The 25,295-nt window shown below is 69.8% G+C and carries 23 protein-coding genes; 12 read left to right on the top strand and 11 right to left on the bottom strand.

What is annotated here, in order from left to right; genetic code table 11:
* Window positions 1–8: 8 nt before the first annotated feature.
* The 3 genes from LXN01_RS16440 to LXN01_RS14030 all read left to right on the top strand — a co-directional run bounded on the left by LXN01_RS16440 (window position 9) and on the right by LXN01_RS14030 (window position 3,251).
* Window positions 9–1,037: an NAD(P)-dependent alcohol dehydrogenase gene (locus LXN01_RS16440; protein WP_236866037.1), complete on the top strand. Its 1,029-nt coding sequence runs from the start codon at window positions 9–11 to the stop codon at window positions 1,035–1,037.
* Window positions 1,038–1,098: 61 nt separating this feature from the next.
* On the top strand, window positions 1,099–1,689 hold the full coding sequence (locus LXN01_RS14035; RefSeq protein WP_236866036.1) for a hypothetical protein: 591 nt from the start codon (window positions 1,099–1,101) through the stop codon (window positions 1,687–1,689).
* On the top strand, window positions 1,686–3,251 hold the full coding sequence (locus LXN01_RS14030) for a GMC family oxidoreductase (protein WP_236866035.1): 1,566 nt from the start codon (window positions 1,686–1,688) through the stop codon (window positions 3,249–3,251). The genes LXN01_RS14035 and LXN01_RS14030 overlap by 4 nt, the downstream gene beginning before the upstream one ends.
* 7 nt (window positions 3,252–3,258) lie before the next feature.
* On the opposite strand, the gene thpR is transcribed toward LXN01_RS14030, so the two are convergent.
* The 4 genes from thpR to LXN01_RS14010 form a co-directional block, all read right to left on the bottom strand.
* On the bottom strand, window positions 3,259–3,819 hold the full coding sequence (thpR, locus tag LXN01_RS14025) for an RNA 2',3'-cyclic phosphodiesterase (RefSeq protein ID WP_236866034.1): 561 nt from the start codon (window positions 3,817–3,819) through the stop codon (window positions 3,259–3,261).
* 112 nt (window positions 3,820–3,931) lie between these two features.
* Entirely contained in the window at window positions 3,932–5,338 is a 1,407-nt protein-coding gene (locus LXN01_RS14020) for a M20 family metallopeptidase (RefSeq protein ID WP_236866033.1), read from the bottom strand.
* A gap of 15 nt (window positions 5,339–5,353) precedes the next feature.
* Window positions 5,354–6,634 (bottom strand): M24 family metallopeptidase, encoded by a 1,281-nt coding sequence (locus LXN01_RS14015; RefSeq protein ID WP_236866032.1) that lies wholly within the window; start codon window positions 6,632–6,634, stop codon window positions 5,354–5,356.
* Between the two features lie 233 nt (window positions 6,635–6,867).
* A complete protein-coding gene (locus LXN01_RS14010) occupies window positions 6,868–7,908 on the bottom strand; it encodes an NAD(P)-dependent alcohol dehydrogenase (protein ID WP_236866031.1) in 1,041 nt (346 codons plus the stop codon).
* Window positions 7,909–7,989: 81 nt separating this feature from the next.
* On the opposite strand from LXN01_RS14010, the gene LXN01_RS14005 reads away from it, so the two are divergent.
* On the top strand, window positions 7,990–8,652 hold the full coding sequence (locus tag LXN01_RS14005) for a GNAT family N-acetyltransferase (protein WP_236866030.1): 663 nt from the start codon (window positions 7,990–7,992) through the stop codon (window positions 8,650–8,652).
* Window positions 8,653–8,739: 87 nt separating this feature from the next.
* Here the strand turns inward: LXN01_RS14005 and LXN01_RS14000 are convergent, their stop codons facing one another.
* The 3 genes from LXN01_RS14000 to LXN01_RS13990 are packed head-to-tail and all read right to left on the bottom strand — an operon-like array spanning window position 8,740 to window position 11,199.
* Window positions 8,740–9,345, bottom strand: a complete 606-nt coding sequence (locus tag LXN01_RS14000) for a hypothetical protein (protein WP_236866029.1) — start codon at window positions 9,343–9,345, stop codon at window positions 8,740–8,742.
* Window positions 9,342–10,019: a CDP-alcohol phosphatidyltransferase family protein gene (locus LXN01_RS13995; RefSeq protein ID WP_236866028.1), complete on the bottom strand. Its 678-nt coding sequence runs from the start codon at window positions 10,017–10,019 to the stop codon at window positions 9,342–9,344. Before LXN01_RS13995 ends, LXN01_RS14000 begins: the two co-directional genes overlap by 4 nt.
* Window positions 10,012–11,199 carry an aminotransferase-like domain-containing protein gene (locus LXN01_RS13990; RefSeq protein WP_236866027.1) on the bottom strand — a complete coding sequence of 396 codons (1,188 nt, stop codon included), beginning with the start codon at window positions 11,197–11,199 and terminating at the stop codon, window positions 10,012–10,014. Before LXN01_RS13990 ends, LXN01_RS13995 begins: the two co-directional genes overlap by 8 nt.
* 85 nt (window positions 11,200–11,284) lie before the next feature.
* On the opposite strand from LXN01_RS13990, the gene LXN01_RS13985 reads away from it, so the two are divergent.
* From LXN01_RS13985 to LXN01_RS13960, 6 genes are all read left to right on the top strand, one after another.
* Window positions 11,285–11,704, top strand: coding sequence for a hypothetical protein (locus tag LXN01_RS13985; protein ID WP_236866026.1), 420 nt, complete (start codon window positions 11,285–11,287; stop codon window positions 11,702–11,704).
* Between the two features lie 95 nt (window positions 11,705–11,799).
* Complete coding sequence (locus LXN01_RS13980) at window positions 11,800–12,297, top strand: YflT domain-containing protein (RefSeq protein ID WP_236866025.1); 498 nt, start codon at window positions 11,800–11,802, stop codon at window positions 12,295–12,297.
* A gap of 184 nt (window positions 12,298–12,481) precedes the next feature.
* A complete protein-coding gene (locus LXN01_RS13975; protein WP_236866024.1) occupies window positions 12,482–13,471 on the top strand; it encodes an LLM class flavin-dependent oxidoreductase in 990 nt (329 codons plus the stop codon).
* A 110-nt stretch (window positions 13,472–13,581) separates the two neighbouring features.
* Window positions 13,582–14,634 (top strand): hypothetical protein, encoded by a 1,053-nt coding sequence (locus LXN01_RS13970; protein WP_236866023.1) that lies wholly within the window; start codon window positions 13,582–13,584, stop codon window positions 14,632–14,634.
* Window positions 14,635–14,690: 56 nt separating this feature from the next.
* On the top strand, window positions 14,691–16,982 hold the full coding sequence (locus LXN01_RS13965; RefSeq protein ID WP_236866022.1) for an ATP-binding protein: 2,292 nt from the start codon (window positions 14,691–14,693) through the stop codon (window positions 16,980–16,982).
* Between the two features lie 111 nt (window positions 16,983–17,093).
* Complete coding sequence (locus tag LXN01_RS13960; protein ID WP_236866021.1) at window positions 17,094–17,960, top strand: SDR family NAD(P)-dependent oxidoreductase; 867 nt, start codon at window positions 17,094–17,096, stop codon at window positions 17,958–17,960.
* A gap of 27 nt (window positions 17,961–17,987) precedes the next feature.
* Here LXN01_RS13960 and panB read toward each other — a convergent pair whose 3' ends face one another.
* Genes panB through LXN01_RS13945 form a run of 3 tightly spaced genes read right to left on the bottom strand, consistent with a single transcriptional unit; the run spans window position 17,988 to window position 20,479 of the window.
* The gene (gene panB, locus LXN01_RS13955; RefSeq protein ID WP_236866020.1) at window positions 17,988–18,827 is read right to left on the bottom strand and encodes a 3-methyl-2-oxobutanoate hydroxymethyltransferase; all 840 of its coding nucleotides are present in this window, start codon (window positions 18,825–18,827) and stop codon (window positions 17,988–17,990) included.
* Entirely contained in the window at window positions 18,824–20,296 is a 1,473-nt protein-coding gene (locus tag LXN01_RS13950; protein ID WP_236866019.1) for an amidase, read from the bottom strand. Before LXN01_RS13950 ends, panB begins: the two co-directional genes overlap by 4 nt.
* 3 nt (window positions 20,297–20,299) lie before the next feature.
* A complete protein-coding gene (locus tag LXN01_RS13945) occupies window positions 20,300–20,479 on the bottom strand; it encodes a hypothetical protein (RefSeq protein WP_236866018.1) in 180 nt (59 codons plus the stop codon).
* A 158-nt stretch (window positions 20,480–20,637) separates the two neighbouring features.
* Here LXN01_RS13945 and LXN01_RS13940 point away from each other — a divergent pair, with 158 nt between their 5' ends.
* A complete protein-coding gene (locus LXN01_RS13940) occupies window positions 20,638–22,800 on the top strand; it encodes a thioredoxin domain-containing protein (RefSeq protein ID WP_236866017.1) in 2,163 nt (720 codons plus the stop codon).
* 130 nt (window positions 22,801–22,930) lie between these two features.
* On the top strand, window positions 22,931–23,887 hold the full coding sequence (locus LXN01_RS13935) for a zinc-binding dehydrogenase (protein WP_236866016.1): 957 nt from the start codon (window positions 22,931–22,933) through the stop codon (window positions 23,885–23,887).
* Between the two features lie 50 nt (window positions 23,888–23,937).
* Here LXN01_RS13935 and LXN01_RS13930 read toward each other — a convergent pair whose 3' ends face one another.
* On the bottom strand, window positions 23,938–25,284 hold the full coding sequence (locus LXN01_RS13930; RefSeq protein WP_236866015.1) for a M18 family aminopeptidase: 1,347 nt from the start codon (window positions 25,282–25,284) through the stop codon (window positions 23,938–23,940).
* Window positions 25,285–25,295 lie beyond the last annotated feature (11 nt).

Here is a 25,295-nt window from a genome sequence, read left to right as displayed (position 1 = left end):
GTCCGACTGTGAAGGCTGTCCGGATTCACGCCTACCATGAGACGCCCAAGCTCGATGACGTTCCCGAACCGCAGGTGACCGGTCCGTGGGACGTGCTCGTCGAAGTCGGTGCCGCCGGCCTGTGCCGCACCGATCTGCACGTGATCGAGGGCCAGTGGGAGCCCATCCAGCAGCCCACGCTGCCCTATATCCTCGGTCACGAGAACGCCGGCTGGGTGCGCGAGGTCGGGAGCGCGGTGACCAATGTCCAGCCCGGGGACACCGTGATCATGCACCCGCTGGTGACGTGCGGGCTGTGTCCCGCCTGCCGCCTCGGCGACGACTCCCACTGCGAGAACTCGACGTTCCCCGGACTCAACGTCGACGGGGGAATGGCGGAGTTTCTCCTCACCAATGCCCGTGCTGTCGTGAAGCTGGAGCCCTCTCTCCAGCCGAAGGACATCGCGGCTCTCGCCGACGCAGGGCTGACCGCCTACCACGCCGTCCGCAAGGCCGCTCCGCGCCTGACGCCGGGCAGCCACGTCGTCGTCATCGGCTCCGGCGGGCTGGGGCACATCGGCATCCAGACGCTTGCTGCCCTCACCGCCGCGCATATCACCGTGCTCGACCGCAGCGAGCAGGCGCTGGAGCTCGCCGCGAGCATCGGGGCCCACCAGACCGTGCGCACGGGCGACGACGAGCAGGTGGTCCGGCAGGTCCTCGACATCACCGGCGGGGGCGCGCACGTCGTGCTCGACTTCGTCGCCGAACAGGGGATGGAGCGCCTGGGCCCGCGCCTGCTGCGCAACCGCGGCGACTACTTCGTCATCGGCTACGGCGGCAGCCTCGATCTGCCCACCATCGACATCATCTCCCGCGAGATCAACGTCATCGGCAACCTGGTCGGCACCTACACCGACCTCGTCGAGCTCATGACGCTGACCGCCGAGGGAAGGGTCTCCCTCCACACCTCGGTCTATCCGCTCGCCGACTATGCTCAGGCGATCAACGACCTCGACCAGGGCCGCCTCGTCGGCCGCGGCATCCTCGTTCCCTGACGAGTCCGCCGACCACAGCCATCGACCCGCTTGTCCGATCAACGACGATCAGGAGCACGACATGACCGAGTCCAGCCTTCCGGCGAAATTCCGGCAGCTCAACGCCACCCAGATGACCGAGGACGCCAAGCGGATCCTCGTCCGGGTGATCCGGGTCGCCTTCCCGCACAGCGCCATCCCCGACGCGCCGTACGAGCGGACGGCGCAGACGATCCTCGATGAAGCCGAGGCGTCCACCTGGTGGCGCGTGGCCCTGACCCAGGGCCTCAACGCCCTCAACGTCGTGTCGGGCGGAGACTTCACCGCGCTCTCCGACGGGGAGGCGCTCAAGGTCCTGCGCAAGGTCGAGGACTCGACCTTCTTCGGCTTCGTCCGCCGGACCACCGTGCTCAACTTCTACGACGACCACGAGGTATGGGAGTGCCTCGGATACGAGGGACCGTCGTTCGACAAGGGCGGCTACATCGACCGCGGCTTCAATGATCTCGATTGGCTGCCCGAACCCCGCATCGAGGAGTACGACGGCCCGGAGGAGTTCGTGCCGTACACCTCGGGCCTCTTCGCGGGACCAGCACCCACAGTGGAGGCGCAGCGCGACACCGTCACCCAGCCCGGGTCGACCCAGACGGAAGCCGGAGAGGTGAGGAAATGAAGGCCATCGACAAGGACGAGGCAGCAGTCGTCGTCATCGGATCCGGTGCCGGCGGCGGCACCATCGCCTACGAACTGACCAAGGCCGGCGTCCCGGTCGTCCTCCTTGAGGCCGGACCCCACCTCACCGCGGACGACTACGTCAACGACGAGTGGGAGGCATTCAACCAGATGGCCTGGCTGGACCCGCGGACGACGACGGGGTCCTGGCGGATCGCCCGCGACTTCCCGGCGCTGCCCGCCTGGATAGTCAAGGCGGTCGGCGGTTCGACCACGCACTGGTCGGGTGCCACACCGCGCTTCCACGAGCACGAGTTCAAGACCCGCAGCCGCTATGGGCGGATCGACGGCGCCTCCCTCCTCGACTGGCCGCTGAGCCTGAAAGACCTCGAGCCGTACTATGACGCCGCCGAGATCAAGATGGGCAGCACGCACCGCCACGGTCGTCCGCCGCTGCCCGCGACCAACAACTACAAGGTGTTCGCGAACGGTGCGGAGAAGATCGGCTACAGGTACTACGCCACGGGGCCGTACGCCACGAACGCCGAGCCCTACGACGGCCGGCCGGCATCCGTCCAGGACGGGTTCAACTTCCAGGGCGACAAGAGCGGTGCCAAGTGGAGCACCCTCGTCAGCGAGCTGCCGAAGGCGCTGCAGTCGGGCCTGCTCGACCTGCGGCCGGAGTCGCAGGCCGTGCAGATCACCCACGATGACAGAGGCCGGGCCGACGCGGTGCTCTACATCGACAAGGACGGCAACCTTCACCGGCAGGCTGCGCGCCTGGTCTGCGTTGCGGGCAATGCCATCGAGACACCCCGGCTGCTGCTGATGTCGGCCAGCCCGCTGTTTCCCGATGGCCTCGCCAACTCCTCGGGGATGGTGGGCAGGAACTACCTGCGTCACACCACGGGATCGGTGTACGCGCAGTTCGAGAAGCCCGTGCGCATGTGGCGCGGGGAGACGATGTCGGGCATCATCGCCGACGAATCGCGGCACGACCCCGACCGCGGGTTCGCCGGCGGCTACTACATGGAGCCGATCTCCATCGGGCCGGCGTTCATGGCCAGCTTCGCCAACCCCGGTGCCTGGGGACCGGAGTTCACCGCCCGGCTCGACGCGCTGGAGTGCACCGCCGGGATGTGGATCGTCGGCGAGGACATGCCGCAGGAGACCAACCGGGTGACGCTCAGCTCCACCGTGACCGATCAGTTCGGGCTGCCGGTGCCCAATGTGCACTACGACGACCACCCGAACGACATCGCCATGCGCGAGCACGGCTACCGGCAGGGAGAGGAGCTCTACCGGGCGGTCGGGGCAGGCAACGTCTGGCAGACCCCGCCGTACCCGAGCACCCACAACATGGGAACCGCCCGGATGAGCCAGGACCCGGCGGACGGCGTCGTCAACGAGTTCGGGCGGGCCCACGACGTGCCGAACCTGTTCGTCAGCGACGGCTCGGTCTTCACCACCGGCGCATCCGCGAACCCGACGCTGACCATCGTCGCGCTCGCCACCCGGCAGGCGGAGTACATCGCCGAGCAGCTGAAGACGGGCGGGGTCTGAGCTTGCGCTAACCGCGCAGCGGGAACTCAGCGACCACCTCGTACCTCTCCGGGCCGTCTCCCATGTTCGAGGCGACCAGCGCGAAAGAGCCAACGTGCCAGCGCAGCAGAGGGAGAGGGTGCAGTTCGTCGCGCCACGTGCGGGCGTCGATCGGGTGGTATCTGACCCGGGCGATCGTCAGGTGCGGAACCGATTCCCGCTGGTCCGCACCAGTGCCTGCGCGCCCGGCCGCCTCGCGACAGGCCGAACTCAGGGCGACCACCTCGCCGCGGCCCTCGGTGACGCCCAGGTAGAGGACCTTGGCACGCCGCGCATTCGGGAAGCCGTCGGCCTGCCCGAGGGCGACAGGGAAGCCGGCCGTCCCGGAGGCGATCTCATGGAGAAGTCCGACCAGGGTCTCCTCGGAGGCAGGGCCGACTGCGGGCATGAAGCTCAGAGTGACGTGCCAGCGCTCCTGGGAGGTGTAGCGGATCAGCCGGTCGGTCTTCCGGCGCGGTCGCAGCAATTCGTCCAGCTCGCGGCGCACGCCGGCGGGCGGGAGCAGTGCGGTGAACATCCGTCGGCTCATGATCGGCACCGCCCCTCGAAGGTCTCAGCAGCTCAGGAACTCAACTCCATACTGCCTCTCAAATCCATACTGCCTCTCAAATCCATACTGCACCTCAAATCCCTACTGCACCTCAGCTCTTGTGCTCCGCTCCGAGCATCGTGTCGATCAACTCGGTATACGCCCGTGCCGCGGCCTCCAGCTCCCGGATTCCCACGCTCTCGTCCGCCTGATGCGCCTCATCGTTGACGCTGCCGGGGCCGCACACGATCACGGGAATGCCGAACCGCTCGGCGATGAACCCGCCGTCGCAGGAGGCGCTCCAGGCGCTGACCTCCGCGGGGCGTCCGAGCGCCGAGGTCACTGCCTGTGCCGCCGCGGTGACCAGGGGGTCGTCCTCGGCGGTGATGAATCCGGGCATCGCCATCGGAACCGAGGCGCTCACCTCGACCCCCGGGGGCATGTGGGGCAGCAGTCGCGCCGTCATCATCGCCGCCACGCCGCGGACGTCCTCGCCCGGCAGCAGCCGCCGGTCGACCGACAGGAAGCATTCCCCCGCCACGATCGAGGTGCCCGTCCCGCCGCTGATCAGGCCGGGACTCCACGTCGCCGCCCCGAGCACCGTGTCCGGCTCCTGCGCGAGCCGCTGATTGTCGCGCTCGATCTCCGCGATCACCCCCGCCGCGGCCGTGATCGCGTTGATGCCATCGCCCGGCCGTCCGGAGTGCGCGGGCTTCCCGGTGATGGTGAAGTCGATGTAGGAGTCGCCCCGGCAGGCGCGAACGACCTCCAGCTCGGTGGGTTCGGCGACCACGCAGCCGAGGAACTCCGTTCCGGCATGCGGTCCCAGTCGGCCCCGCAAGGCCCGGGTTTCGTCCACCCCAGCGACGTCACCAGCACCGTCACGGCCTTCGTCACCGCGTCCGTCACCCTCGCGGCGACCGACGACGAGATGCCGGATCCCGATCCCGGTCTCCTCCTCATCGACGGTGACGGCCAGGCTGACGGGTCCGGAGAGCTCAACGTGCCCGCCCGCGACCGCCTCGGCGAGCCCGGCCATCACGCACAGGACGACCGCCAGTGCTCCCTTCATGTCCGCGGTGCCGCGGCCGGTGACCCGGCCCTCCTCGACCCGTGGCGCGAACGGGTCACCGCCCCACCCGTCCCCTGCGGGGACGACATCGGAATGGCCCAGGAAGAGCAGACCAGGACCGTTTCCCGCGCCCGAGGCGCCACCTGCCTCACCAGCGTCTGGGCCGGCCGGGCCGGCGAAAGTCGCGGGCAGGGTGACGACGACATTCGGGCGTCCCGGCGCCACCTCGGCGACGTGAACGAGCAGCCCCGCATGGCGCGCGAAGTCGACGATCACCTCCACCGTCGAGTCCTCGGTGCCGCCCGGGTTGGTCGAATCGCAGGCGACGAGGCTGCAGGTGAGGTCGACGATCTCGTTGAGGTCGGCCAGCGAGGTCAGGTTGACGATCGGCTCACCGTCGGCTGTCGCCGGGACGGGCGCCTCGGCGCGGGGCATTTCGCGGTTCACTGTCCTGCTGGCCGGTCAGGCGGATTCGGCGGTGATCGGCGCGATCGGGCTGGAGACCGGACCGGGGCTCGAGTTCGAGACCGGGCTGGTGCCCGGGTTGGAGCCCGAGTCGGCGGAAGAGCCCAGCGTTGAAGTGACCCCGCGGGGCAGGTCGGTGAACAGCTCGACGCCGTCGGCGGTCACGCGCACGGGTTCCGAGCACTCATAGCCGTAGCCGTCCATCCACATCCCGGCGATCAGGTGGAAGGTCATGTTCGGCTCCAGGACGGTTTCGTCCTCCGTGCGGATCGAGATGGTGCGCTCGCCCCAGTCCGGGGGATAGCCGACACCGATCGAATAGCCCAGGCGGGACTCCTTGGTCAGCCCGAAGGTGAACAGCGAACGGTTCCACGCCTGTGCGAGCTCGCTGACCGCCACCCCGGAGGCGATCGTCTCGATCATCGCCTGCAGCGAGGTGTCGACGGCCTCGGCCAGATAGCGGACGTTCTCCGACGCCGCGCCGGTCGTGAAGGTGCGGGCCAGGGGCACGTGATAGCGCTTGTACACCCCGCCGAGCTCGATGATGACGATCTGGTCCCTCTCGAACCGCTGCCCGCTCCACGTCAGGTGCGGGGTGTCGGCCGCCTCGCCGGTGGGCATCATCGGCACGATCGCCGGATAGTCGCCGGCCAGCTCGCCGGCGCCACGGAACTGGACCGCAGAGATCGCCGAGGCGACCTCGGCCTGGATGACGCCGACGGCGATGGTCTCCCGGGCGGCTTCCATGGCCGCAGTGGTGATGGTCGCCGCCTTCCGCATGAGGACGATCTCTGCCTCCGACTTCACCGCGCGGACCCAGTTGACCAGCTCGAACGAGTCCACCAGCGTCCACTCGGGCACCGCGTTGACGAGAGCGCGGTAGGACTTCGCGGTGAAGAAATTCGAGTCCATCTCCAGGCCGACGACTCCGGTGGTGGGCGCGATGAGCTTGCGCCGCCGCAGCCGCTGCGCGATCCAGTCGAAGGGATGGATGTCCGCTCGATGGACGTAGGCCTCCGGATAGGGCTCGATGCAGGACTCCGGCAGCCAGCTGGTGCGGAATGCGCCGTTGGCATCCATCTCCCGGGCGAAGAACACCATGTCGCCCTGGTAGGGGACGAACAGCATCTGCGGGGTGTAGAACGACCACGCGTTGTACGCGGTCAGGTAGTAGATGTTGGCGGGATCGGTCACGATCAGCGCACGCAGCCCCTGATCGGCCATCCGCGCCCGCACGCGGGCCAGACGTGCTTCGTACTCCTCCGCGGTGAAGAGCATCGTGGCTCCTTCTGGGGTCCCCCTGACGATTCGCCACCGGCGCCGAATCAGGGCCGTTCCCGAACGATGGGGTGGATGTGGTGGCTCAAGAATAGGGGGTGCGTCCCAGGAGAATTGTCGGTCCGGAGCGGAGTGTCAGAACCTGCGGACAATCGTGCGGGTTACCGCATCTTCAGCGCCGATCCGCGGGTTCCGGGGCGGATCCGCCGGCCTCAGAAGGGTGCGGCGGTCCCTCAGAACGTCTTGGCGTCGATCACGAAGCGGTAGCGGACGTCGGAGGCGATGACCCGTTCGTACGCGTCGTTGATCTGCTCGGCGTCGATGAGCTCGATCTCCGCGGTGATCCCGTGCTCGGCGCAGAAGTCGATCATCTCCTGCGTCTCCCGCATGCCGCCGATCATCGAGCCGGCCATCGTCTTCCCCCGCATGAGCAGACCGGGCGAGACATCGTAGTTCACGCCCGGTGCGCCGAGCAGCACCAGAATGCCCTCCGGGCGCAGCATCTTGATGTAGTCGTTGACATCCTGCGGGGCGGAGACGGTGTTGATGATGAGGTGGAAGGAGTTCTTGTGCGGACGGTAGAACGCCTCCTCCGATGTCGCGTAGTAGCCCGAGGCGCCGAACCGCTTGCCGTCGGCCTCTTTGGCCAGGCTGTGGGAGAACACCGAGACCTCCGCGCCCAGTGCGACGGCGAGCTTGACGGCGACGTGGCCCAGCCCGCCCATTCCGACGACTGCCACCCTCGTGCCCGGACCGGCGCCCCAGCGGCGCAGCGGGGAATAGGTGGTGATTCCGGCGCACAGCAGCGGCGCGGTGGCAGCCGGGTCGAGCGATTCCGGAATCCGCACGGCGAACCGCGCATTCACCGGAAGATGGGTGGAGTAGCCGCCCTGGGTGACGGACCCGTCGCGCCGGTCGATGCCGTTGTAGGTGGGGGTGGACCCGGTCGTGCAGTAGTGCTCGTCGCCGACCGCGCAGTGCTCGCAGTCGCCGCAGGAATCCACCATGCAGCCCACGCCCACGCGCTCGCCGACGGAGAATCCGGTGACTCCCGAGCCGAGCTCGACGATCCGCCCGACGATCTCGTGGCCCGGGGTCAGGGGGAAGCGGGCACCGCCCCACTCGTCGCGGACGGTGTGGATGTCGGAGTGGCAGATGCCGGCGTATTCGATCTCGATGAGGATGTCGTCGTCCCGGAGCTCGCGACGGTCGAGGGTGCCCTTCGACAGGGGCTGATCGGCGGCGGTCGCCTGGTAGCAGGCCACAGTAGTCATAGGCATCAGCATAGTGATCCGCACCATCGATATCGAGCGTTCGGACGGACCGTTGAAACCCGGCGCGGCGACAATGGGAGCATGCTGACGCTCGAGGAGATCTGGCCCCCGTTCGGAATCACCATCCGCTGTGACGACATCACCCTCTCACCGGTTCGGGAGGCCGACTGCCCGGAGATCGCCGAGGCGGCCGCCCAGGGCGTGCGCGCCGACGGGATCCAGGCCTTCGCCGTTCCCTGGGACTCCGGCCCTCACTCCCAGGTCGCCCGGGGTCTGGCGACGTACCACTGGGGTCTGCGGGCAGGGTTCACGCGTGAGAAGTGGCACGTCGAGTTCACCGTGCGCCGGGCCGGTCGCGTGGTGGGTGTGCAGGGGATCAAGGCCGAGCACTACCCGGTGACCCGGGTCGGCACTACAGGGTCCTGGCTGGGCCGCCCGCAGCAGGGCGTGGGAACCGGCACCCTCATGCGGCAGATGATCGCCTCGGCGTTCTTCGACCGCTTCGGAGCGGTGGAGCTCTACTCCGGTCACCTGCTGGGCAACGAGGCGAGCAGACGGGTGTCGGAGAAGTGCGGATACACGCCCAACGGCCAGAAGCGGACCCGCGATGCCGCCGGCGGTTCGGCCCGCGAGCAGGCCCTCGTGGTGACTCCTCGAACCCTCGTGCGCCCGCGGAGTCCGGTGGAGGTCACCGGCGCCGAGGCGTTCGCCGAGTTCCTCGGGCTGCCGCGGGACGACGACTGAGTGCCGCCGCTGGCGGAGCGGGCCGAGGGCCGGCTGCCGCTGTCCTCCGCCGAGGACCGGTCATCGCTGTCCTCGGACGAGGACCGATCACTGCTGCCGGTGCACTCGCTCCGCGAACCGCACAGCTCCCGAGGAGCGCAGCAGCCGCGCCTGCGTCTCGGGATCCTCGCACGACACCTCGGCGGTCACCAGCTGGACCGTCAGCAGATCGGCGAGCAGGCAGAGGAACTCGTCGGCGCTCGCGATGCGGTAGGACGACTGCACCGTCGGCCGGAAGGCGCGGGTGTCGTCGGTGACGAGGAGATCCACCCCGGCATGCTCCGCCGCCGAGTCGAGATGGGCGTCCTCGGCGTCGCGGACATGCGCGCGGATGATGCGCTGATAGCCGCTGATCGGCTGTGGGGAGCAGGTCCGCAGCCACGCCCGCTCGGCGACCCGCCGCTGCCCGGTGCTCCACTCCGGATGCCGGTGCTTGAGCCCGGCCCAGAATTCCCGCTGGATGTCCTTCGTCCACTCCAGGGCGACAGGGGCGGCGGCCGGCACAGGCGCGCAACCGCCGGAGTCCGAGCCGGCCGGAACAGCGTTTCCGGCCGCGCCGGCGTGGACCCGCTCCACCAGCCTCAGCATCCACTCCCGCAGGGGGTCCGAGAGCAGCACACTGGTGTCGACGAGTGCGCGGAGCGGTGTGCTCACGCCTGCGGTGAGGCCCGGCGGCCCGCAGAGCGCGGCGCCCGCAGCAGGCGCTGTGCATAGTCGATGCCGGCGGCGACGTGGAGCACGCAGCCGGCCGAGAGCAGGAAGATCCCGATCGCGTCCAGCGGCGTGTCCTGCAGGCGGCTGTCCGTCGACAGCAGCAGCACCGGCAGTCCCACCATGATGAGCGCGGTCCGCGACTTCCCCAGCCAGCTGACCGTCGACCTCACCGTGGCATCCAGCCGGATCACGCCGATGATGCCCAGCCCAACGTCGGTGAGCATGATGACGGCGAGCATCCACAGCGGCAGGATGCCGAACCACGACATCGCCACGCAGATGATGACGATCCCGAGGCGGTCGGCGACCGGGTCGAGGATCTCCCCGAGCCGAGTCACCTGCCCGAACTTCCGCGCCCAGAAGCCGTCGATCCAGTCGGTGCCGCCGAAGATCGCCAGCGCGATGGTCGCCGCGATCCGCTGTTCGGGCTGGCTCATCAGCCAGATCACCACGGGCACGAGGACCACCAGGCGCACGACGCTGATCGTGTTGGGCACATTGAACCAGTTGTCCGAGCGCTGCTCCGGCTTCCCCCCGAGTGCCGGGGGGTGGGCGCGGCCGGCGGAACTCGCGGGGGCCTCGGGTCCGGGGGATGACTCGGGATGCTCAGCCACGGTCGAACACCGAACCCAGGCGGGAGAGTCCTTCTCTGGTGTGCTCAGGATCGTTCGACACGAAGGAGAACCGCAGCGTCCGCGGGTCCGGCTCCGCGATGTAGAAGGGAGCACCGGGGACGAACACCACGCCCGCCCTGATCGCGTCGTAGACCAGCGCCGAGGCGTCATGGCCTTCCGGCAGCCGTGCCCACACGAACATCCCGCCCTCCGGCTCGGTCATCGCCGAGCCCTCGGGCAGCCCTTCGCGCAGGCCCTCGAGCATCGCATCGCGGCGCGCCCGATACTCCGCGCGCACCCCGTCGAGCTTGGCCTGCAGGTCGTTGTGCGCCAGATAGTATGCGGCAGCCAGCTGGTCGATGGTCGAGGTCTGCAGCGAGTTCGCCTGCTTGGCCGCGCTCATCCGCTCGAGCACGTGGGCCGGGCCGCGCACCCAGCCGACCCGCAGGCCGGGGGAGAGGACCTTCGACAGCGTATTGCAGAGGAAGGCGCGGTCGTCGAGGCGCTGGTCGGCCGAGATCGGGATCTGCTGCTCCTCGGTGAACCGCAGCTCCGAATACGGGTCGTCCTCGATGAGCCAGGTGTCGCTGGCAGCGAGGATGTCGGCGACCTGACGCCGGCGCTCGGCGGACATCGTGATGCCGGTGGGATTCTGGAACGTCGGGATCAGATAGACGGCCTTCGGGTGCCATTTCTCGATCGCGGACTCGAGCGCCTCGGGAATCACCCCCGCCTCATCGGTGTCCACCGGCTTGAACTCCGCCCCCTGCAGTCCGAACGCCTGGAGCGCGGACACGAAGGACGGGTTCTCCGCGAGCACGACGTCGCCGGGGTTGATGAGCGTCTGGCTCAGCAGGCCCAGACCCTGCTGGGAACCCGAGGTGATGATGAGCTGATCCGGGGAGGTGGGCACGCCCATCTCCGTGGTCCGCTTGGCCGCCGCCTCGCGCATCTCCGGTTCGCCGTCGGTCGAGGAGTACTGCATCGCACGCCCCCCTTCGGTCGCCATGACGGCCGAGAACGCCGCCGCGAGCCCGTCGACGTCGAAGAGCTCAGGCGCAGGATTCCCTCCGGCGAAGCTGATGAGGGCCGGATCGAGCGAGATCTCGAACAGGTCGCGCACCGGCGACCGCCCGAGCGCTGTCACATACTCATTGAGGTGAGAGCGAACAGAATCCATGTGCTCATGCTATCCGCCATCGAACCGAATGCCATCGTGCCGAAGGCCCGGCTGAACCCCCATCCGCGCCGCCTACGCTGGTCTCATGCGTCTGCTCACCTTCATCCAGCTGGGCGCCGGAGTGATGTTCCTCGTCTCCGGCGCCATCAACCTCGTCAATCGCTCCCCGGGGGTGGGGTGGCTCTTCACCGTTCTCGGACTGATCATGCTCGCAGTGGGAGCGGTGGGACTCGGACCCAAGCCGCACACGCCGTACTCCGATGAGCTGCTCACAGCCGGCAGGGGAGTCGTGTTCTGGAAGGAGGGCTGCACCGCCAGCCGGACGCTGATCCGACGCTTCCGGCGCGACCCTCGGATCTCCTGGGTGGATGTCCGGCGTGACCCGGCAGGGGAGGCGAAGCTCCGCGATCTCACCGGCGGCGCCCTGGCCACGCCCCTCCTCCTCACCGAGGATCGAGTGGTCCCGAATCCGAACTCCGAGCAGGTGGCTGCCGTGCTCTCCTGAGTGCACAGGGTCTCTCCTGAGTACACAAGGTTCCTTGAGACGAGAGTCGTAGAATCGGAATCGAGCATCATTCACGATCACGAGATGAGGAGTCCATGACTGAGTCTGCTTCCACACCACCCGAATCCACGCCGGTGCCTCCGCGCCCCGGCTTCGCCCCGCGCGAGGCGATCGCGCACTTCCAGGACTACGCCGCCGCGGAGGCGGCTGTCGACCTGCTGTCCGACAAGGGCTTCGACGTCAGCAGCGTGCGCATCGTCGGCCACAACCTGCGTTCGGTCGAGAACGTCACCGGACGCATGAACTACGGAAAGGCCGCGCTCTACGGCGCCGGCTCGGGTGCCTGGATCGGCCTGCTGCTCGGTCTGATCCTGGCCATCTTCGTTCCGCTGGTCGGCATGCTGTCAACGGTGCTCTGGACAGTCGTGCTCGGTGCGGTCTGGGGTCTGATCTTCGGCCTCATCGGCTTCGCCATCAGCGGCGGTCGTCGCAGCTTCCGGTCGGTCGGAGGACTGAAGGCGGAGAGCTACACCGTCGAGGTCGACCAGCCGCACGCAGCAGAGGCGATGCGCGTCCTGGCGCAGGGTCGCTGAGCAGCTGACACCGCGTCGGCAGGTGCCGGCGCGGGACCTGGCGCTGCCCGCGGTCCGTCCGGTGACAGCAGCACGGACCCGCCGGGCGACAGCGCGCGGACCCGCCGGGCCGGAATAGAACCGACCGGCCCACGGGTTGTCCTTGTCGAAGGAGCATTTCCGAAAACGTAAGGACATCGCGTTCATGCCTGTGCCGCTGAGCATTCTCGACCTCGCCTCCATCTCCGAAGGATCGTCCGCCCGGCAGGCGATCGCCGACTCGATGGCGGCCGCCCGGCTGGCCGACCGCCTCGGCTACCGGCGACTGTGGTTCGCCGAGCACCACAACACCATCAACCTCGCCGCCAGTGCCACATCCCTCCTCATCGGTCAGGCCGCCTCGGTCACCGAGCGGATCCGGGTCGGCTCCGGCGGCGTCATGCTGCCCAATCACGCGCCGCTGATGGTCGCCGAGCAGTACGGAACGCTGGCCAACATGCACCCCGACCGGATCGACCTGGGACTCGGCCGGGCGCCGGGCACCGACATGATGACTGCCCGGGCGCTCAGCCGCTCCTCCGCCGAGCCGCAGGAGTTCGCGCAGCACATCTACGATCTGCAGGGCTGGTTCGGCGCCGAGGGCACCGCCCGGAGCATCCCGATCCAGTCCGCGGTGTCCGCCGGGACCGAGGTGCCCATCTGGGTGCTCGGCTCGACCGTCAACGGCGCCTCGATCGCCGGGCAGCTCGGACTGCCGTTCTCCTTGGCCTCCCACTTCGCTCCCGAGCAGATCGATGACGCGCTGCAGGTGTACAGGGACACATTCAATCCCACCGCGATCACCGCTCAGATCAGCGAGCCCTACGCGATGGTCGGCATCAACGTCCTGGTCGCGGACACCGACGAGGAGGCGGAGCGCGAGTTCACGACCATCGAGCAGATGTTCCTCGACATCCGCACCGGCCAGCGGCGCCTGATCCAGCCGCCCGTCGACCCGGAGCAGCTGGCCGACCAGCGCGGCGGAGCGCTGTCGGCGCTGCGCGTCAAGGCCGTCGGCTCCCCGCAGACGGCGACGGCGCAGCTGCGGGAGTTCGCCGACCGCACCGGCGCCGACGAACTCATCACCGTCACCTACGCCTTCGATCCCGCGGTCCGCAAGCGGTCCCTGGAGCTGCTGGCCGAGAACTGGCTCTGAGCTTCCTCGCCGGCGGTCAGTCGAGGATTCCCGCACCCACTGCCGGCGTCCCGCAGGGTTTACCGCATCGGCCTGCCCGATGATGCTGTGCCTGCCTAGTGTCCTTGTCCATGAGGAAGTTCCCTTCGGCGGCGGTGCCCGCGGAAGCCACCGGCCCCACGGAGGCCACGGGGCCGGTGGATGCCGTCGTCGCCTCCCTGAGCGCTGGACCCCACTGTGGTGTGCTGGTGTCCGGGCCCTTCGCGACCGGCAGGACCACGGTGGTCTCGCAGGCCGCCGACCGCCTGGGCCGGAGCGCGCGGACGGTTCGCGTCCAGGGAGGGTGCTTCCCCCGGAACGTCGCCTACGGTGACCTCGCCGGCCTGCTCACCGAGCTGAACCCCTCGGATGTGCGAGTCCGCGCGCGAGTGTTCGAGGCTCTGACCGAGCGACTGAGCGACCTCGCGGGCGCGCTGGATCCGATCGTCTTCATCGACAACGGCGACGAGCTCGACGAGCTCTCCGCCTCCATGCTGGCCGAGGTCGCCGCCAGCCGTGCCGCGCGACTGGCGATCACCTGCGAGAGGCCCGCAGTCCTCCCGCCCGGTCTCGCAGAGCTCTGGGAGGACGGTTGGCTCGTGCATGTTCCGCTCAGACCGCTGACGACGCCCGAGAGCCGACTCCTGGCCGAGCATGTCCTCGGGGCTCGGATCTCCGCGGCGACGGCGCGGCGGCTGCACTCGATGAGCGGCGGGGTCCCCCGTTACCTGGAAGCGCTGGTCCGCGACCAGCGCGCCGGCGGCACCCTCGTCGAGGTCGACGGGGTGCTGCGGCTGGTGCGCGAGGAGGTCATCGGCCCGCACAGCATCGAGCTCGCGCACAAGCGGCTCCGGCGCCTGCCGCAGGACCAGCGCGAGGTGCTCGAGCTGCTCTCGCTGTCCCAGACGCTTCCCCTCGACCTGGTGCGGCGCTTCATCGGCGAGACCGCGGTTGACGACCTCACCGCGCTCGGCCTGCTCCACGTCGAGCACGGCACGGTGACCACCGTGAGCATCGGGGAGCCGTTCATCGCGAAGACGATCGGCGTCTCGCTTCCGAGTGCGCGCGCCTGCCACCACCGCACCCGCCTGCTCGAGAGCACCGTTCCGGACGGGGTGCTCTCGCACCGGACAGGACGCCCGTGAACCCCCCAGATCCGAGAACACAGCATTCGGTCATTCGGTCACAAGGAGACTCCGCTATGGCACAGACGATGGCTCCGCCGACATTTGTCGGACGGCGGGATTTGATCGAACGGCTCGTCAGAGATTTCTCGGATTCGCGGCCCAGCCGGAATCTGATCGTCGGAGGGCCGGGATACGGCAAGACCGCGTTGGCGGCCGCGCTCGTGGCAGTGCTGGGCGAGAGCATCCCGCGGGTGACGGTCCACGCCTCCGAGGCGCTGCGGGGAGTGCCGTTCGGCGCACTCGAGCGACTGGCGCCGCCGGGCACGGCCGCGGACGCGCGCAACGCGCCCACGGTGCTGCGCGCGCTCCAGCTGCGGCTGCGCGCCGAGGCTGCTGCCGGCGGCGCCACCCCGCTGGTGATCGTCGAGGACGCGAACGCCCTGGATGAGCACAGCGCGGCGGTGCTGGCGCAGGCGGCGATCACCGCGCCGTCGCATCTGCTGCTGCTGGCGCGGCCGACCCCGGACGTGCCGAGGCCGATCCTGACGCTGTGGAGCGACGGACTGCTCGAGCGCCATCAGCTTCCGCTGCTCACGCACGAGGAGGTGCATGAGCTATGTGTGAAGACGCTCGGCGGCGAGATCGTGAGCAGCGCCGCCCGCATCCTCGCCCGTGAATCCGGCGGTCATCCCTTCGCGCTGCTGGCCCTCCTCGACAGCGAGCGCCGGCTCGGTCGGCTGGCTCGCCGTCACGGCGTGTGGATCATGACCGCCGAGCCGACCGCTCCCGACCCCGTGCTCGTCAAGGTGGTGAGGTCGAAGATCGCCGCGGACAGCGTCGAGCGCCCGGCGCTGGAAGCGCTGTCCCTGGCGGGATCGCTCCCGCTTCCGGTGCTCATGGAGTTCGCGGACGCGCGGACGCTCGACGACTTGGAGGCCGGCGGCATCATCTCCGTCGAGCCGAACGACCGCCGGGAGGCGCACCTGGCGCACCCGCTGTACAGCAGAGTCATCCGGTGCTCGATCCCGGACAGCCGCCGGAAGAAGATCCGGACTCGGATCATCGAGCTGACCCGTCCCGCGCCCATCGCCCAGCGCGACCTCGCCTCGTGGGTGGTGTGCGCCCTGGACAGCTGTGCGGTCGTTCCCGACCGGTGGCTGCTGCGGGCGGCCGTGATCGCCAACAGCACCGCGGACCCGCACACTGCCGCCCGTGCGGCGGCAGCTGTCCGCGACGCCGACCTCATCCGTCCGGCCGCGGTGCAGTCGGCGCGCGCACACTGCGCCCTCGGCAGGCCGGACAGTGCGGAGTGGCTGCTGAGAACTGCCGAGAGCGGACCGACCGACCTGGCGATGCAGGCGGAGGCGGTGGTGCTCCGCGCGCAGATCCGGCTCCAGTCCGGCGCCGATGCAGACGAGATCCAGGCGATGGCGGACGCGTGGTCGGCAGATGTGGACAGGGTCGTCGCCGCCGCGAACGGATCCGGGGACCACGCCGTGCGCGGAGCGGAGCTGGCCCGGGTGGGAGCCGAGCTGCTGCGGCTGCACGCCCGCGCCCTGCAGGGTGATCTCGACGGAGGTGAGGACGCTCTCCGCGGGATCATCGCCAGCCCCGCAGCCAGCCAGGAGGCGCGGATGGTCGCGCTCGCCATGCTCGGGGACACGCTGACCGCCACCGGCCGCCCCGATTCGGCGGTGCCCCTGACCGCCGAGGCGATGCAGATTCTCCAGCGCCGCGGCCGCCGGTTCCTGCCGTACTCGGAGTTCGTGCTGTCCCGGCACCTGATCGCCGTGGCGAGCAGCAGCCGGTGGAGCGAGACCGACCAGCTGATCGCGGATTATCTGGAGAGCGCCCCGCCGGGACTGCTGCAGGCGGGCGGAATCATCCACCTGGCGGCCGGCTGGGTGCTCATCCGGCAGGATTCGATGCGGCAGGCGCACGCCGAGCTGCGGCTGGCGATCGAGGCGCTGCGTGACTCGGATGCGGACCAGCTGCTGCCGCTCGCGCTGGGGCTCGGCGCCTATGCCGCCGCGATGTCGGGGCAGGCCGAGGCGGCGACTGCCTACGCCGACGGCCTCCTGGAAGTGCCCTACCGCGCCGGTGCCGCTCGTCACCTCATCGGGGCCGCACATGCGGCCGCGGCGCGCGGGGCGATCAGCGGCACCCCCGTTCACGGCGCAGCCCTGCACCTGCTCGCGGTGGAGGCCGAGTCGAAGGGCCTGGTCGCCGCGCAGCAGATGATCCACGAGCTCATCTTCCGCCTCGGGACCATCCGGTGCGCGATCCGAGAGACGACAGCTGAACCTGCAGGGGCAGTGAACCTGCAGGGCAGTGAACCTGCAGGGACGACAAGCCTGCGACCATGAACCGGACGCCGTGATTCGCCTACACTCGACGAGGAAGTGAACGGGCGGCAGCGCAGTCATCGCTGAGTGCACTGCCCGGCCCGCAGCTGCGACGAGGATCGAGGGGTGGGCATGGCCGACAGTGATGAGCCGACTGAGCTCGTGTGGTTCGCGACGGGTTCGAGCAGCGGGCTCGGGCGGGAGATCGTCCGGCGGGCTGCTGAGGCGGGGGACCGGGTGGTCGCCACGGCGAGGCGACCGGAGGCCCTCGCAGACCTGGTCGCCGCCCACCCGGCGCTGGTGACGAGCGCGGCGCTCGACGTCACCGACCCCGAGCAGATCAGGGAGGCGGTCGACTCGGCTCTCCGGCAGTTCGGCCGCATCGACGTGCTCGTGAACAACGCCGGCTACGGCCTGCGCGGGGCTGTCGAGGCCTGGGAGATGGAGCAGCTGCGCCGACTCTTCGAGACGAACTTCTTCGGAGCGGTCGAGGTCACCCGCGCGGTGCTTCCGAGCATGCGCGCGGCCGGCCGCGGCTGGATCGTCCAGATGTCCTCCGTGGCCGGATTCCGGTCCGGACTCGGATCATCGGCGTACTCGGCGTCGAAGTTCGCGCTCGAGGGACTGTCCGAAGGACTGGGCCGTGAGGTCCACCCGTTCGGCATCGACGTGACGCTGGTCGAGCCGGGCCCGTTCCGGACCGACTTCTCCGGTCGGTCGCACGACTGGGCGGAGCACCCTGCCTACGTCGAGGTGTTCGCAGAGGAGTTCGAGGCGTACCAGGCCCGGTCGGGCAGGCAGCCCAACGATCCTGCGCGAGCGGCCGACATTCTTGTCAGCCTGGCGCACGGGAACCGTCAGCAGCGTCCGTGGCGGCTGCCGCTGGGTCCGGAGGCCTTCGACATCGCCCGCCGCACCTTCGACCGGCGGCGCCGCGAACTCGACGAGGTCGAGGCGCTCGGACGGGACACCGCGTTCGACGACGACTCGCCGGTCTGAGGATCGTCCCGGACGAGCCGAGCACCGTCAGAACGAGTGCTCGTCGGCCGGGAACTCGCCGGACTCCACCGCCGCGGCGTAGTCGCGGGCGGCCGTCCGCAGCGCCTCGCCGACCTCCGCGAAGCGGCGCACGAACCTGGGCTGCCGGCCCGGTGTCATGCCGACCATGTCCTGCCAGACGAGCACCTGGGCATCGCATTCGACGCCTGCCCCGATGCCGACCGTCGGGATCTGCAGCGTCTTCGTGAGCTCGGCGGCAAGCCCGGCAGGAACCATCTCGAGCACGACCGCGAAGGCTCCGGCCGCCTGGACGGCCGATGCGTCCGACTGCAGCTTCGCGGCGGCCCCCTCGTCCCGGCCCTGCACCCGGAAGCCCCCGAGTGCGTTGACGCTCTGCGGAGTGAATCCCAGGTGCGCCATGACGGGAATCCCCGCGTCGACGATCGCGCGGATCGCCTTCGCCCGTTCCGCGCCGCCTTCGAGCTTCACCGCGTGAGCTCCGGTCTCCTTCATGATCCGGATCGAGGTCAGCAGCGCCTGCTCCGGCGAGACCTCGTAGGAGCCGAACGGGAGGTCGACGACGATCAGCGAGTGCGGAGCGCCGCGCACCACGCCGCGGGCCAGCGGGACGAGCTCGTCGACGGTCACCGGCAGCGTCGTCGACTCCCCATGGACGACATTGCCGGCGGAGTCGCCCACCAGCAGCACCGGGATCTCGGCGTCGTCGAATGCCACGGCCGTGGAGTAGTCGTACGCGGTCAGCATCGGCCAGCGCCGCCCCTGCGCCTTCCACTCCGCCAGGTGGCGGATGCGGATCGGCGCCCGTGTGCGGGATGAGGCCGACTGCTCGCTCGGGTGGTAGCTCACAGCCGCCCCTCCTGCCCCGCCACCGGCTGTGCATCGGCGTCCAGCACGGGTGCTGTCCTGCCGACCACGTCGGTGTTCGCCTCGAGCACGAGCCCCACGGTGAGGATCGTCGATTCGGCGAAGGGCCGCCCGATGATCTGCACGCCGGTCGGCAGGCCGTCGGCGGTGAAGCTGTTGGGCACCTGGAGGACCGGCAGCCCCGTGAGATTGCCGGGGGCGCTGAGCCGGACGTAGGCGGGCGTGCCCTCCTCGGTCGATCCGTCTGCCCAGGTCACTCGCGGGTTGGACCGCTCGAACGCCGTCGCCGCCACGGTGGGCGCGACCAGCACGTCGATCGACTCGAACATCTCCCGCCAGGCATCCTGCATCAGCGTGCGCATCCGCTGCGCCGTGATGTAGTCGACCGCCGGGATCAGCTCGCCGGCCTCGTTGAAGGTGCGCACCTCCTCCGTGAACAGCTCGGGGCGCTCCCGCATGGTCTGCAGGTGATAGGCGCTGGCCTCGGCGATGAGGATCGCCCACTCGGTCGGGATGATCGCATCCGCGTAGGGGATCTCGACCTCGACGAGCTCGGCGCCCAGGCCGGCGAGGAGTTCGAGCGTGGCCTGATGCGCCTGCAGGACCTCCGGCTGCACGTTCTCCGTGAAGAAGTTGCGCGGCACGCCCACGCGGAGGCCGGCCACCGAGGCGCCGGCTCCTGCTCCCGAGGCGCCCGCCGCCTCGGCGAGGGACCCGGCCTCATGTCCGGCCCGGGCGAGATCGACCGACGCCGGGTCCCGGCGGTCGTAGCCGGTCATCGCGTCGAGCACGAGGGCGGAGTCGATGACGTTCCGGGTCAGCGGGCCGGCATGGTCGAGGGCCCAGGACAGCGGGGCGATCCCGAAGCGCGAGGTCCGACCGTAGGTGGGCTTGAGCCCGACGGTTCCGCACACCGCCGCGGGAATGCGGATCGACCCGCCGGTGTCGGTGCCGAGTGCCACGTGGACCGCACCCGCGGCCACCGCCGCTCCGGAGCCGCCGGAGGACCCTCCCGGAGTGCGGCTCGGATCCCAGGGATTTCCCGCCTGCGGGGTCAGCGCCCCGTAGGCGAACTCGTGGGTCTCGGTCTTGCCGACGAGGATCATCCCGGCCTCGCGCAGCTGAGAAACCGCGGCGGCGTCGGTGGCGGGGATGTGGTCGGCGCGCACCTGCGAGGAGCTGGTCGTGCGGATCCCTGCCGTGTCGTACAGGTCCTTCGCGGCGTAGGGGATGCCGTGCAGCGGTCCCCGGTAGCGGCCCGCGGCGATCTCGTCGGCTGCCTGTGCGGCCTGCTGCCGAGCGAGATCCGCTGTCACGGTGACGAAGGCGGTGACGTGCGGGTCGACTTCCGCGATCCGCGCGAGCGAGGCCTCGGTGACGTCGACCGGGGAGATCTCGCGGGCCTTGATCTGCGCTGCGAGCTCGGAGAGGGAGAGATCGAGAATCGACATCGGTCAGCTCCAGGAGGCTCGGAAGGGAGTGGCGGGGACGGTGTCGCCGTAGTCGTGGTCGCGGACCGCGGCGATGAGCGCCAGCAGCCCGGAGAAGGTCTCCGCGTTCTGCTCGATGCGCTCCTCGCTGATGGGCAGCTCGGTGGCGGTGAACAGCGTGCGCAGGCGGTCGGGATCAGTCATGGCAACTCCTCGTCGAGCGAATGATCCCCACCCTAGCCAGGGCCGGGACGCGTGACAATGGACCCGCACCGGTGCGGGACCTGCACGCCGCTGCGGGCAGATGATCCCCGTCCGCGCGACGCCTGGATCGCCGCCGCCCGAGGTGAGACGCTGGAGACATGGCGAACAGACTGGCAGACAGCACCAGCCCCTATCTCCGACAGCACGCCGACAACCCCGTCGACTGGTGGCAATGGGGTCCGGAGGCATTCGCATCCGCGCGCGAGCGCGACGTCCCGGTTCTGATCTCGATCGGCTACTCCACGTGCCACTGGTGCCATGTGATGGCGGCGGAGTCGTTCTCCGACGAGACCACAGCGGCGCAGCTGAACGGCGAGTTCGTCTGCATCAAGGTCGACCGGGAGGAGCTGCCCACGGTCGACAGCCACTACATGAACGCCCTGCAGGCCATGCGCGGCGCCGGCGGCTGGCCGATGACGATCTTCACCGACGCGGACGGCCGACCGTTCTTCACCGGCACCTACTTCCCGCCCACGCCCAGGCAGGGCATGCCGTCCTTCCGCCAGGTGCTCACCGCCATCACGAACACCTGGGACAACGAGCGCGACAGGGTCGCGGAGATCGCCGGCCACCTCACGGGTCAGCTGGCCGGGCTCGCCGATGCGATCACCGCCTCGCTGCCTGCCGGCGCCGCCGACACCCCGCTCACCGACGAGGAGCTCACCGCCGCGGTCGAACAGCTCGCCGGCAGCTTCGACAGCACCTGGGGCGGCTTCGGGACCGCTCCGAAGTTCCCGCCCCTGATGAACCTCATGCAGCTCATCCAGCATGCCGCCCGCGCCGGTGATCACGGAGCCCTCGACATGGTGCGCACGACCTTCGCCCGGATCGCCAGCGGCGGGATGCGCGATCAGGTGGAGGGCGGGATCGCCCGCTACAGCGTCGACGCCCGCTGGCATGTGCCCCACTTCGAGAAGATGCTCTACGACAACGCGCTCTACCTGCGGGCGGCCGCCGAATGGCACACCCTGGAGAGCGCGATCGTGTCCCGCACCGCGGCACGGGTGCCGGTGAAGCACCAGGCGCTCGCCGCCCGCGAGGCGCAGGAGACCGCCGAGTTCCTCCTTGACTCGCTGCGCACGCCGGAGGGGGCATTCGCCTCGGGGCTGGATGCCGACTCCGTCGACGAGCAGGGCGAGCACAGCGAAGGTGCCTACTACACGCTGCCGCTGACCCGCGGGTCCGAGCTCGTCCACTTCGCGCCGGCCGGGAACGTCGAGGACTCCGGTCGCGGCGTGCTCACCCGGCCCGACATCCACTCCTGGCTCACCGACGGCAGCGCCGACGTCGACATCCGGCCGTGGCAGGTCAGTGAGGCTCTGGAGGAGAAGAGAGTGCTGCTGGCCGAGCGCGGGACCCGCGCCCGGCCGCACCTCGACGACAAGGTGGTCACCGAGTGGAACGGACTGGCGATCACCGCGCTCGCCCGGGCCTCGGCAGTGTTCGACGAGCCCCGCTGGGCCGAGGCGGCCGGCGAGGCGATGACCGCGCTGCTGCGCACGTGCGACCTGCGGGCCATGACTCTGCCGCGCAGCTCTCGAGGCGCCCGCCCGGGTCCCGGCGCCGCCGGGCTCGTCGACTGGGCCGGACTGGCCCGGGCGGGCCTCGCGCTGCGGGAGGCCGGGTTCGCACCGCCCGCGGAGCTGAGCGAGCAGCTGGAGCCTGCGGCGCCGACAGCAGCGGGCGAGCAGGCCGACGTGAGTGGTGTCGGTGACGAGGACCCGTGGCTGGACCTGGCACTGCGGATCGGCAGACACCTGCTCGGCACCTTCATCGACGCGTCGGCAGACCCGGTGACCTGCTACGACGGTGAGGACGAGGTGATCGGGGCGCGCACCTCGGACCCCACCGACAACACCGCACCGGCCGGACGCTCCGCCGCCGCCGAGCTGTTCCTCCTGCTCGGTGAGCTCACCGCCGAGACCGCCGGTGAACACTCCTGGGCCGACCTCGGGCACCGGCTGCTCGGCGGCTACCGGGCGCTGGCGGCGCAGGCTCCGCGCGGCTGCGGCTGGGCGCTCTACCTCAGCGAGCACTGCGCCACCGGCCCGCTGCGCGTGGCGACCGCGGATCCCGAACTGGTGCGGGCAGCGCTGCGGCACCCGGCTGTCTTCGTCGTTGACTCCCGGGGACCGGAGCTGAAGGACCCGGACTCCGGGCAGGTGCGCGATGGCATCGCGGTCGTCTGCCGCGGCACCCTGTGCTCGCTGCCGCTGACCGGCGAGAACGCGCTCATCGCGGAGCTGGAGGCGACGACCTGACGCGCTGCGGCCCACCTCGGCTGTGACATATCGGACATGACACCTTGCCGGGCTGCCGATAGCCTTGAGCCAGGCTGACTCAGCCGCTCGGGCACCGTCTCCGGTGTCCGTCCCGTCTGGAAGGAGCGCAATGAAAGCCTGGCAATTCACAGGAACCGACAAGCCGCTGGAACTCAACGAGGTCCCGGAGCCGAAGGCCGGACCCGGACAGGTCGTCGTCGAAGTCAAGGCAGCGGGCATCTGCCACTCTGATGTCTCCGCCCTCGACGATCCGGGCTGGATGGCGCTGTTCCCGGTGCTGCCGCGCACCATGGGTCACGAGAACGCCGGCGTCATCACCGAGGTCGGGGACGGCCTCGAGGACAAGTGGAAGGTGGGCGACCGCGTCGGGCTGTCACCGGTCATGCCGGACGGCGACGCGCTGGGCTACGGCCAGTGGGACGGCGGATTCGGCCCGAAGCTCGTCGCCACGGACGCGAATCTCGTCGCGCTGCCCGACGAGGTGCCGTTCGACCTCGGCGCCATGGCCACCGACGCCGGCCTGACCGCGTATCACGCCATGATGTCGGCCGGCGGCGCGAAGGAGGGCATGAAGGTCGGCGTGATCGGGCTCGGCGGGCTCGGGTACATCGGCGCCCGCAGCGCGGCGATCGTCGGCGCTGAGGTCTACGGCGCGGAGATCAACCCCGAAACCCAGAAGCTCGCCGAGGAGATCGGGCTCACGGACGTCGCCGACTCGATCGACGCGTTCAAGGACAAGGAGCTCGACCTCATCGTCGACTACGCGGGCTTCGGCACCACGACCTCGGCCGCTGTGGAGACCCTGGCCGAATTCGGCACTCTCGTGCAGGTCGGCATGGGCCGCTTGGAATCCACGATCAACACCTATCCGCTCATCACCAAGCAGCTGACCATCAAGGGTTCGAAGTCCGGCACCCAGGAGGACCTGGCCGGGATCTACGAGCTGATGAAGTCCGGCCAGCTCAACCCGCCGATGAACCACATCCGGCACGAGGACATCCCCGAGGCGATCGACCGGCTGCGTGCCGGCGGCGTCATCGGGCGCTACATCGCGATGTACGAGTGATCCTCACCAACTGATCGTTCCGGGTCCTCACGCCCGCTTCCCTGCGAAGCTCACCTCCCTGCGAAGAAGGCGTGGGCGACCCGGAACAGATCCGCGACGTCGGAGGCCGCGCACATCTCGCGGGCCGAATGCATGCTCCACAGCGCGATCCCGACGTCGACCGTCGTCATGCCCAGCCGGGTCGCGGTGAGCGGGCCGATCGTCGAGCCGCAGGGCATCGCATTGTTGGAGACGAACTCCTGGTAGCGCACCCCCGCCGTCGCGCACGCCCGCGCCCATGCCGCCGTCCCCACCGCGTCGGTGGAGTAGCGCTGCTGGGCATTGATCTTCAGGAGCGGCCCGCCTCCCAGCCGCGGCCGGTTGACGGGATCGTGGCGTTCCGGATAATTCGGGTGCACGCCGTGACCGGCGTCGGAGGAGAAGCAGATCGACTTCGCCATCGACTGCAGGAAGGCCTCCCGGCTGCCCGCCGCGGGACGCGTCGAGGGACCGGCCGAGCGACCGGCCGAGGAGTCGGTGCCCAGGCTGCCGACGATCCGCTCCGTGACGTCTGCCAGGAACGGCCCGGCGGCACCCGAGCGGCTCTCGGAGCCGACCTCCTCGTGGTCGAAGGCGGCCAGCAGCGGGATCTCCCGGAGGCCGACCGGATCGATCAGCGCCAGCGCGGCCACTCCCGCATGCACCGAGGACAGATTGTCCAGCCGGGCCGAGGCGAGGAACTCGTCGTGGATGCCGAACAGATCGGGCGCCTGCGCCGCGATCGTCACGACATCGAAGCCGACGACGTCGGCGGCGTCGACCCCTGCCGAGGCGGCGAGCACCTCGAGCACAGCGGACGGGCCGGCGATGTTCTCCAGCCCGATCACCGGCTGCATGTGCCGCTGCCGATCGAGCGCGAGCTTCTCATTGACCTGCCGGTCCAGGTGGATGGCCAGCTGCGGGATCCGTCCGATCGCCGGCGTCTGCGCCAGGACCGTCCGGCCCTCGGACGTCACCAGCCGACCGGCGAAGCGCAGCTCCCGGTCGAGCCAGGAATTCAGCAGCGGACCGCCGTAGATCTCCACACCCACCTGGAGGCTGCCCTCAGCGGTGAATCCCGGATTGGGCTTGAGCTTGAACGCCGGCGAATCGGTGTGCGCACCGAGCACGCGGAAGCCGGGCGCGGCGGTCGGCTGCTCCGGCATCACCCACGCGAGGATCGCGCCGTCACGGATCACGAGGTATCTCCCGCCCGCCGCAAGCTCCCACGACTGACGCTCATCGAGCTCGCTGAAGCCGGCGGCCAGCAGCCGGGACCGGGCGGTGGCCGCGGCGTGGTACGAGGACGGCGATTCATGGACGAAGGCCGCCAGGTCGGCTGCGATGGCACCGGATCCGGATTCAGTCGTGATGCTCATAACGATGTAGC

The organism is Brevibacterium daeguense, assembly GCF_021729135.1.
Classification (GTDB): Bacteria; Actinomycetota; Actinomycetes; order Actinomycetales; family Brevibacteriaceae; genus Brevibacterium; species Brevibacterium daeguense.
This window is presented reverse-complemented; position numbering and strand designations above follow the sequence as displayed.